The sequence below is a fragment of the Rahnella sp. CG8 genome (genome assembly GCF_023701875.1).
GTDB lineage: Bacteria > Pseudomonadota > Gammaproteobacteria > Enterobacterales > Enterobacteriaceae > Rahnella > Rahnella aceris.
The window spans coordinates 1-7,696 of record NZ_JABAED010000058.1 but is presented as its reverse complement, the minus strand read 5'-3'; the positions used below and the strand labels follow the sequence as shown (position 1 = coordinate 7,696).

Genomic DNA, 7,696 nt, shown 5'->3' with positions numbered 1-7,696 from the left:
GGCAGAGCTCACGGGCAGAAACCCCGGCTTCAGCCTCGCGGAGGATACTGATGATCTGTTCGTCGGAAAAACGCTTCTTCATGGGGATGTCCTCATGTGGCTTATGAAGACATTACTAACATCGTGGTGTATTAATCAACGGGGAGCAGGTCATCCGTCACCGTCATGCAAGGTGAGGTCTTTATCGGTGGCTTTGGCTTTTTGTACTTCGGTGTGGGTGAGGGGGCGTGTAGTCCGCGCCATGCAAGGATCTTCCCTAATTGGTATACGTTTATTGGTATATATCTTAGCGTATACCAATTCGTATACCAATAGACGCCGGTTTCAGGCGGATCTTCTCGGACTTCTACAGACACAAAAAAGCCCGCAAACCTAGAAGGGATGCGGGCTTTCAGGACTTCTCCGGACTTATCTGGTAATAACCGGATCATTATTTGGTGGAGCTGGGGGGATTTGAACCCCCGTCCAGAATTACTACACCGTCGGCACTACATGCTTAGTCCAATCTTTACATTCGCCGGTTAGCTGCGGATGGACACGCCACTAACAAACTATCCTGATTGGGTTTAACGCTTTCACCCCAGGCAAGGTGTCCACGCGATCTCTTTTGGGTTTGACCTCTCTTGATCCCCGTCCTAAGAGCGGAGGCTAGGGAGAGAGGGCTCTAAGCAGGGTATTAAGCTGCTAGGGCGTAGTTTTCGTCGTTTGCGACTATTTTTTTGCGGCTTTTTACGAGGCCAACCGCCCCTCGGCATGCTCCTTGGGCTTCGCAAATCCTGTCGAATCCAGAATCAGCCCCAAGTACTATTTCGTAGTATACCAGCAAAACACCAAGCTACGCCAGAGGCTTAGCGATTTGCGTGCTTCATGATACGTGCCTTGTCTACTTTCCATTCACGATCTTTAATGTCATCGCGCTTGTCGTGCTCTTTCTTACCTTTAGCAAGACCGATCTTCACTTTCGACCAGGCATTTTTCCAGTACATGGAAAGCGCGACGACGGTGTAACCATCGCGACTGACTTTACCGAACAGCGTTTCTAACTCACGCTTGTTGAGCAGTAATTTTCTTGTACGGGTCGGGTCACACACAATATGAGTGGACGCCACGTTAAGAGGTTGAATGGTTGCGCCAAACAAAAAGGCTTCACCGTCGCGGAATGTGACGTAGCTGTCAGTGATGTTTGCTTTACCAGCGCGCATCGATTTGACTTCCCATCCCTGCAAAGCAAGCCCCGCCTCAAATTCATCTTCGATGATATATTCGTGGCGAGCGCGTTTGTTCATCGCGATAGTCGCGGAACCGGGTTTATGTGCTTTTTTCTTTGTCATAGTGATACTTATTATACTGTAAGCGATGCCGATTGAAATCCCCACGCAGTGAGAGTCGGGAGTTTTTCCTGTTTGTGGCAGCCTGTGCTTCGTTGTTTTTATTACCGCGCGGATAAATGGTATTATCTGTACGTTTTATGACACCTGGAAAATGATATGCCACAGATAAGTCGTTCTGCGCTTGTGCCGTTCAGCGTGGAGCAGATGTACACCTTAGTGAATGATGTCGACGCCTACCCGCAATTTCTGCCTGGTTGTACCGGCAGCCGTATCCTGGAAAACAGCGATACGTCGATGACCGCAGCGGTTGATGTTTCCAAAGCGGGCATCAGTAAAACTTTTACCACCAAAAATACGTTAATCAGCAACAAACGCATTGATATGCAACTGGTGGATGGTCCGTTCCGTAAGCTGACCGGAGGATGGGATTTCATCGAACTTAGCCCGGATGCCTGTAAAGTTCAGCTCAGTCTTGATTTTGAATTTACAAATAAATTGATTGAATTAGCATTCGGTAAAATCTTCAAAGAACTGGCTGGCAGCATGGTTCAGGCATTCACTCTACGCGCGAAAGAGGTCTACAGTGTCTGAGATCCGCGTTGAAGTGGTCTACGCGTTGCCGGAACGTCAGTATCTGCGAACGGTAAAACTGGCGGAGGGGAGCAGTGTCGAACAGGCAGTGAAGGCTTCCGGTTTACTTGAGTTGCGTCAGGATATCGATTTAAAACAGAATAAATTAGGTATCTATAGCCGGCCGGTGAAGCTTGCCGACGTGGTCAGCGACGGTGATCGCATTGAAATCTACCGGCCCCTGATTGCAGATCCGAAAGAGTTACGGCGTATACGCGCCGAACGTTCTAAAAAATAAGGCGCCTCAGGCGCCTTATTTTTTTACCCTGAAAGATGATTTTTGGCGGTAACCAGAGACCATCACACCGGGCGATTTACTTTTGATCGCTCAACTTAGGTTTGTTGTCGATGTTGGTCAGCGTATCAGACTCGTTGAAGGTCAGCGTTAAAGTCTGCTGAGTGATACCTTCATGGCCTGGTTCCTGACGGAACACGTAATACCAAACATTACTGCCAAACGGGTCGTGTAGCATCGGCGTGCCGAGAACATAAGCAACTTGTTGTTTAGTCATACCGGTATGAATTTTTTGAACATCAGCAGGAGACAAGTAGTTCCCCTGATTGATGTCAGGCCGATAAACCACCTTTTCCAGAGTGGAACAGCCCGCAGTAAGCATTACAAGAGCTACAGCGGCGGCAGTTAGCGTTTTACAGCGCATAGTCATTACATTCCTTTAGGGCATAAGATGCCGATGATAATAGACCTTTCATCAGTTTGAAACCTTTGCGGGGCACCTGTATGACCGCTGAACTGTAAAAAAGTTGAGCTTTTTACGCTGCGAGTAACTCTTTTGCGTTGGCCAGCGTGTTTCGGGTCACTTCACTTCCGCCCAGCAGACGTGCCAGTTCCTGCAAACGCGCCTTTTTATCAAGGCGATTCATTTGGGTTTCAGTCACTTCACCATCAGTTTCTTTGCTGACAAAATAATGCTGATGACCACAACCTGCAACCTGAGGTAAGTGAGTGACGCACATAACTTGCGTTGATTCGCCTAACTGACGCAACAGGCGGCCAACGATCGCAGCCGTCGGGCCACTGATACCGACATCCACTTCATCAAAGATCAGCGCCGGAGTTTCCATTTTCTGTGCCGTGATAACCTGGATAGCCAGCGCAATACGCGATAATTCGCCACCGGAAGCTACTTTTGCGAGAGCCTGAAGCGGCTGCCCCGGGTTGGTGGTGACCTGGAATTCGAGACGGTCTGCGCCTTCCATATTTAAATGTTCTGGTTCGAACTGAACCTGAATTTTAAATTTACCGTGTGGCATGGAAAGTGCCTGCATACTTTGGGTGATCAGATGCGTTAGCTCATCAGCAAAATACTGACGTTTTTCGTGCAGTTGTTCAGCAACCGCGACGGCTTGTTGGTAATGGCGTTGCACCGCTTCACTCAGCTCTGCCTGATTGGTTTCCTGATCATCCAGTTCCTGCTGTTCCTCAAGCAACTGACGATGCAGTTCAGGAAGATCTTCAGCGCTGACGTGATGTTTACGGGCCAGATTCATCTGGCGCGACAAACGCTGCTCCAGCTCGAATAGACGGTTTGGATCCATGTCCAGGCGTTCGCTGTAATGGCGTAATTCATCGCTGGCCTCGCTGACCTGAATGGACGCGTCATCAAGCATGACGATAAGATCATTCATTTTGCTGTCGAGTTCTGCGAGTTCAGTAAGCTGATTGCGGGCGCTATAGAGCAGACTGATAATATTCTGTTCTTCACCATCAGCCAGCAAATAGAGCGCATTTTGGCTGAGTGAAAGCAGTTGCCCGCTGTTAGCCAGACGTTTGTATTCTTCATCAATTTGCTCGTACTCACCTGCCTGAGGAGCAAATTCATTCAGCTCTTTCAACTGGTATTGTAACAACTGGCGGCGTGATTCTCGCTCACTCATCTGCTGTTGATATTGTGCCAGCTGGCGGCAGCTCTGATGCCAGTTTTGGTAAGCTTTGCGCATCTCAGACAGCAGTAAGGGCTGATCCGAATAAGCATCGAGTAAAGCTTTCTGATGCTCAGGTTTGAGCAGAAGCTGATGGGCGTGTTGTCCGTGAATTTGGATCAAATGCTGGCCCAGTTCACGGAGCTGTGACAGGGGAACGGGCGTGCCGTTTATAAAGCCACGCGAACGGCCATCGTTGCTGATCGTCCGGCGCAACAGGCAATCCAGCCCTTCATCAAGCTGATTTTCAGCCAGCCAGTGTTTCGCCGAAGGGGTATCCGCTAAGGTGAATCGCGCGCAGATATCTGCACGGCTGGCACCGAGACGCACCATGCTGCCATCGGCACGATTGCCCAGACAAAGCCCAAGCGCATCAATCGCGATGGACTTACCGGCACCGGTTTCACCGGTGATGGCCGTCATACCTGCATGAAAATCGATTTCTAATTCACGGACAATGGCAAAGTTACTGATAGTTAATTGCGCCAGCATGATCACCTTCCTGTACATAACAACAGACCTGTAATTACATACAGTATAAACTGGTTTTATATACAGTAAAGGGGCTGGCGAATTATTTTTATCAGATCAGAAGAGTTTTTTTGACCATCCCAGTTTTGTGCTTAATGTATTGAAATAACTGTAGTCTTTCGGATGGATCAGATTCAGATGAAACTCACTGCGACGGATAACCACTTCTTCACCCGGCTGAATCGGCAGGGCGATCTGGCTGTCGCAGCTGATTTCAAGGTCATTGCTCATATGCGAAAACCGCAGACAAATCGTGCTGCTACTGTTGATAACCAGCGGGCGCGCCGAAAGGGTATGTGGGAACATCGGCACCAGTGCGATAGCTTCTAACGTCGGCGTCAGGATCGGACCGCCGCCTGAGAGTGAATATGCGGTAGAACCGGTTGGTGTCGAAATAATCAGACCATCGGAGCGCTGGGAAAAAGCGAATTTGTCATCAATATAGACTTCAAATTCAATCATGTGCGCGACTTTTCCCGGATGAAGGACGACTTCATTGATGGCGGTACTGACGCGACATTGCTGGTCCTTGCAGCGCACCATGGCTTCCAGCAGGAAGCGTTGCTCGCTGATGTATTCACCCTGCAGAACGTCATCGAGTTGCTGCAAAGCGTTATCCGGATCCAGATCGGTAAGAAAGCCAAGATTACCCCGGTTGATGCCGATGACTTTTATGTCATAGCGGGCCAGAACGCGCGCCGCACCCAGCATATTGCCGTCACCGCCGACGACCACGGCTAAATCCGCCAGCTTGCCGATCTCAGCCAGACTGCCCGTTTGTGCGCCTTCCAGGGCTAAATCTTGTGCCACCTGACGTTCGACGATCACCTGATAACCTTTTGAGATTAACCAGTGGTAAAGCATTTCATGGGTGGCAAGTGCGGAAGGATGGCGAGGGTGTCCGACAATCCCAATGCACTCAAATTTTTTATTCATCGCTGTGGTTATCCTCAGCAGGGTGTGATGACTCCTGCATTATGACCGGTTTCATTAAAAACCAAACCTTGAAACCCCGGTTTTGATCCCCATAATAAGCCAACTAGCAAGATTAATGCTAAAACGCGGAGAGATTCATGAGTAGTAAAGAACATAAGACACCTGACGAGCAAGTCTCTGAAGAACTGAATCAGGAACAAGAGCTGCATACGGAAGCGGAAACTCAGGCGGCAGATGTCGTTGACCCGCGCGATGAACGTATTGCTGAACTGGAAGCGCAGCTGAAAGAACTCCAGCAGCGTGAGCGTGACAGCTTGCTGCGTGCGAAAGCGGAAGTGGAAAATATCCGCCGTCGTACCGAGCAGGATATAGAGAAAGCGCATAAATTCGCTCTGGAGAAATTCTCTGGCGAATTGTTGCCGGTAATCGATAATCTGGAACGTGCGCTGGATCTGGCTGATAAATCGAATTCAGAACTGGCGGGTCTGATTGAAGGCGTCGAGCTGACCCTGAAATCCCTGCTGGATGCTGTTCGCAAGTTCGGTATGGAAGTGGTGGCTGATATCCACGTGCCATTCAATCCTGAACTGCACCAGGCGATGACTATGATGGAATCCGACGAGCTGGAACCTAATCACGTAATGATGGTGATGCAGAAGGGTTATACGCTGAACGGCCGTCTTTTGCGCCCGGCAATGGTTGCGGTTTCTAAAGCCAAAGCCTGATTCTGTTTTAAGCAGACTGACATAATGGAAGAGGCACCTTTGCGGGTGCCTCTTTTTTTGTTATTCCGGCAATCTGGGCACCCAGTCAATTGGTGCCAGACCTTGCTGCATCAGTAAGGCATTCGCCTGCGAGAAGTGCTTACACCCCAGGAAACCCCGGTGGGCAGAAAGCGGAGAAGGGTGCGGTGCTTTCAATACATGATGACGATTGCGATCGATAATATTGCCTTTTTTCTGCGCATGGGAACCCCAGAGTAAAAAGACGATCCCATCACGATTTTCATTCAACGCTGCGATGACCTTATCAGTGAACGTTTCCCAGCCCAGTTTGGCATGTGAATGCGCCTGACCACCTTCGACAGTCAGCACGGTATTGAGCAACAAGACGCCCTGATCTGCCCAGCTCTGCAAATAGCCGTGAGTGGGTCGTTCGAAGCCTGGAATATCGGTAGCCAGCTCTTTATACATATTCACTAACGAAGGTGGTGCCGGAATGCCCGGGCGAACGGAGAACGATAAGCCATGAGCCTGATTGGGACCATGATAAGGGTCCTGCCCCAAAATCACGACTTTGACGTCTGCCAGTTCGGTAGAGCGGAATGCATTAAACACATCCTGTTGCGGCGGATAAATCGTTTTGCCCGCAGCGCGTTCAGCCGCGACAAACTTCAGCGTATCAACGAAGTAAGGTTGTTCTTTTTCCTGACCAATGACGTCATGCCAGGTGAGAGTGGTGGACATTGACGCTCTCCTTTTGATGATAATTTTAAACTGGCAGTAGCTTACCTGCTCATTCCGATGAGTTAAACCCGCACGCGCTTTTGCTGATGTTTATCTGCGACTTAACGTTCTATGCAAAAATTGTTGATAATTTACAAAAATAATTTAATCCAGTGCCTTGGAAAAATTGATATAAAACATAAATATGCTGAGGGTAAGAAATACCCACAAGGAAAAGATTGATATTTATCAAAGAATGCGGGGTGTTCTGCTGTTATATCTGACAACAGGAAAACAGGTTGTCGTTCAAACCTTACACCAATCAATTAACAGTATCGTAGCCAACAATGGAGGCAACATATGATCACCGGGATCCAAATTACTAAAAGCAACAACGAAGCGCTGAAAAACTCTTTCTGGCTGCTGGATGATGAAAAAGCGGAAGCGCGCTGCGTGTGTGCAAAAGCGGGTTTTGCGGAAGACCAGATCGTTGCTGTCAGCGAGCTTGGCCAGTTTGAATACCGTGAAGTACCAATGGAAATTCAACCGACTGTACGTGTGGAAGGGGGTCAGCACCTGAACGTTAACGTATTGCGCCGTGAAACTCTGGAAGATGCGGTTAAGCATCCTGAAAAATACCCGCAACTGACCATTCGTGTGTCTGGTTATGCGGTGCGCTTTAACTCACTGACTGCTGAGCAGCAGCGTGACGTGATTACCCGTACTTTCACCGAAAGTCTGTAATCACTTCCGAGCTTTTAAGATTCCAGCAGTTTCATGGATATAAAAAAACCGCCTTCAGGGCTAATGCCGATCGTTTAAGGATCAGTTGACCGATCCGGTGGCTCGTGTAAAAAGGGTTCATGCTCATCATGGACCCTT

General features: G+C 49.0%; 10 protein-coding genes, 1 other RNA gene and 1 pseudogene. 4 read left to right on the top strand and 8 right to left on the bottom strand.

The genetic code is table 11. The features are described 5' to 3' along the window. The 4 genes and pseudogenes from HGO41_RS25490 to smpB all read right to left on the bottom strand — a co-directional run. Window positions 1–82: transposase (locus HGO41_RS25490; protein ID WP_150059927.1), on the bottom strand; the 82-nt coding region annotated here is incomplete at its 3' end. Window positions 83–153: 71 nt separating this feature from the next. Further along, window positions 154–243: pseudogene (locus tag HGO41_RS25485) on the bottom strand (integrase arm-type DNA-binding domain-containing protein); the annotation flags it as partial. A gap of 192 nt (window positions 244–435) precedes the next feature. After that, window positions 436–799, bottom strand: a transfer-messenger RNA (tmRNA) gene (gene ssrA, locus HGO41_RS25480). Between the two features lie 49 nt (window positions 800–848). Then, window positions 849–1,331: an SsrA-binding protein SmpB gene (smpB, locus tag HGO41_RS25475; protein WP_013576739.1), complete on the bottom strand. Its 483-nt coding sequence runs from the start codon at window positions 1,329–1,331 to the stop codon at window positions 849–851. A gap of 156 nt (window positions 1,332–1,487) precedes the next feature. On the opposite strand from smpB, the gene HGO41_RS25470 reads away from it, so the two are divergent. Both HGO41_RS25470 and HGO41_RS25465 read left to right on the top strand, forming a co-directional pair. Further along, window positions 1,488–1,922 (top strand): type II toxin-antitoxin system RatA family toxin, encoded by a 435-nt coding sequence (locus tag HGO41_RS25470; protein WP_013576738.1) that lies wholly within the window; start codon window positions 1,488–1,490, stop codon window positions 1,920–1,922. Next, window positions 1,915–2,199 (top strand): RnfH family protein, encoded by a 285-nt coding sequence (locus tag HGO41_RS25465; protein WP_013576737.1) that lies wholly within the window; start codon window positions 1,915–1,917, stop codon window positions 2,197–2,199. Before HGO41_RS25470 ends, HGO41_RS25465 begins: the two co-directional genes overlap by 8 nt. A 76-nt stretch (window positions 2,200–2,275) precedes the next feature. Here the strand turns inward: HGO41_RS25465 and bamE are convergent, their stop codons facing one another. The 3 genes from bamE to nadK all read right to left on the bottom strand — a co-directional run bounded on the left by bamE (window position 2,276) and on the right by nadK (window position 5,369). Then, complete coding sequence (bamE, locus tag HGO41_RS25460; protein WP_015690323.1) at window positions 2,276–2,620, bottom strand: outer membrane protein assembly factor BamE; 345 nt, start codon at window positions 2,618–2,620, stop codon at window positions 2,276–2,278. 112 nt (window positions 2,621–2,732) lie between these two features. Next, a complete protein-coding gene (gene recN / locus HGO41_RS25455; protein ID WP_194286502.1) occupies window positions 2,733–4,394 on the bottom strand; it encodes a DNA repair protein RecN in 1,662 nt (553 codons plus the stop codon). Window positions 4,395–4,490: 96 nt separating this feature from the next. Further along, complete coding sequence (gene nadK / locus HGO41_RS25450) at window positions 4,491–5,369, bottom strand: NAD(+) kinase (protein WP_013576733.1); 879 nt, start codon at window positions 5,367–5,369, stop codon at window positions 4,491–4,493. Between the two features lie 137 nt (window positions 5,370–5,506). Between nadK and grpE the strand changes: the two genes are divergently transcribed. Continuing rightward, window positions 5,507–6,094, top strand: coding sequence for a nucleotide exchange factor GrpE (gene grpE, locus HGO41_RS25445; RefSeq protein ID WP_013576732.1), 588 nt, complete (start codon window positions 5,507–5,509; stop codon window positions 6,092–6,094). Window positions 6,095–6,154: 60 nt separating this feature from the next. On the opposite strand, the gene ung is transcribed toward grpE, so the two are convergent. After that, window positions 6,155–6,835 (bottom strand): uracil-DNA glycosylase, encoded by a 681-nt coding sequence (ung, locus tag HGO41_RS25440; protein WP_013576731.1) that lies wholly within the window; start codon window positions 6,833–6,835, stop codon window positions 6,155–6,157. 339 nt (window positions 6,836–7,174) lie between these two features. On the opposite strand from ung, the gene grcA reads away from it, so the two are divergent. Continuing rightward, entirely contained in the window at window positions 7,175–7,558 is a 384-nt protein-coding gene (grcA, locus tag HGO41_RS25435; RefSeq protein WP_013576730.1) for an autonomous glycyl radical cofactor GrcA, read from the top strand. The last annotated feature ends 138 nt before the right edge of the window (window positions 7,559–7,696 follow it).

Excerpts from the sequence above, each read along its gene's own strand:
- smpB (WP_013576739.1), bottom strand. The coding sequence starts at position 1,331 with ATGACAAAGAAAAAAGCACATAAACCCGGTTCCGCGACTATCGCGATG.
- HGO41_RS25470 (WP_013576738.1), top strand. The coding sequence starts at position 1,488 with ATGCCACAGATAAGTCGTTCTGCGCTTGTGCCGTTCAGCGTGGAGCAG.
- bamE (WP_015690323.1), bottom strand. The coding sequence starts at position 2,620 with ATGCGCTGTAAAACGCTAACTGCCGCCGCTGTAGCTCTTGTAATGCTT.
- recN (WP_194286502.1), bottom strand. The coding sequence starts at position 4,394 with ATGCTGGCGCAATTAACTATCAGTAACTTTGCCATTGTCCGTGAATTA.
- nadK (WP_013576733.1), bottom strand. The coding sequence starts at position 5,369 with ATGAATAAAAAATTTGAGTGCATTGGGATTGTCGGACACCCTCGCCAT.
- grpE (WP_013576732.1), top strand. The coding sequence starts at position 5,507 with ATGAGTAGTAAAGAACATAAGACACCTGACGAGCAAGTCTCTGAAGAA.
- ung (WP_013576731.1), bottom strand. The coding sequence starts at position 6,835 with ATGTCCACCACTCTCACCTGGCATGACGTCATTGGTCAGGAAAAAGAA.
- grcA (WP_013576730.1), top strand. The coding sequence starts at position 7,175 with ATGATCACCGGGATCCAAATTACTAAAAGCAACAACGAAGCGCTGAAA.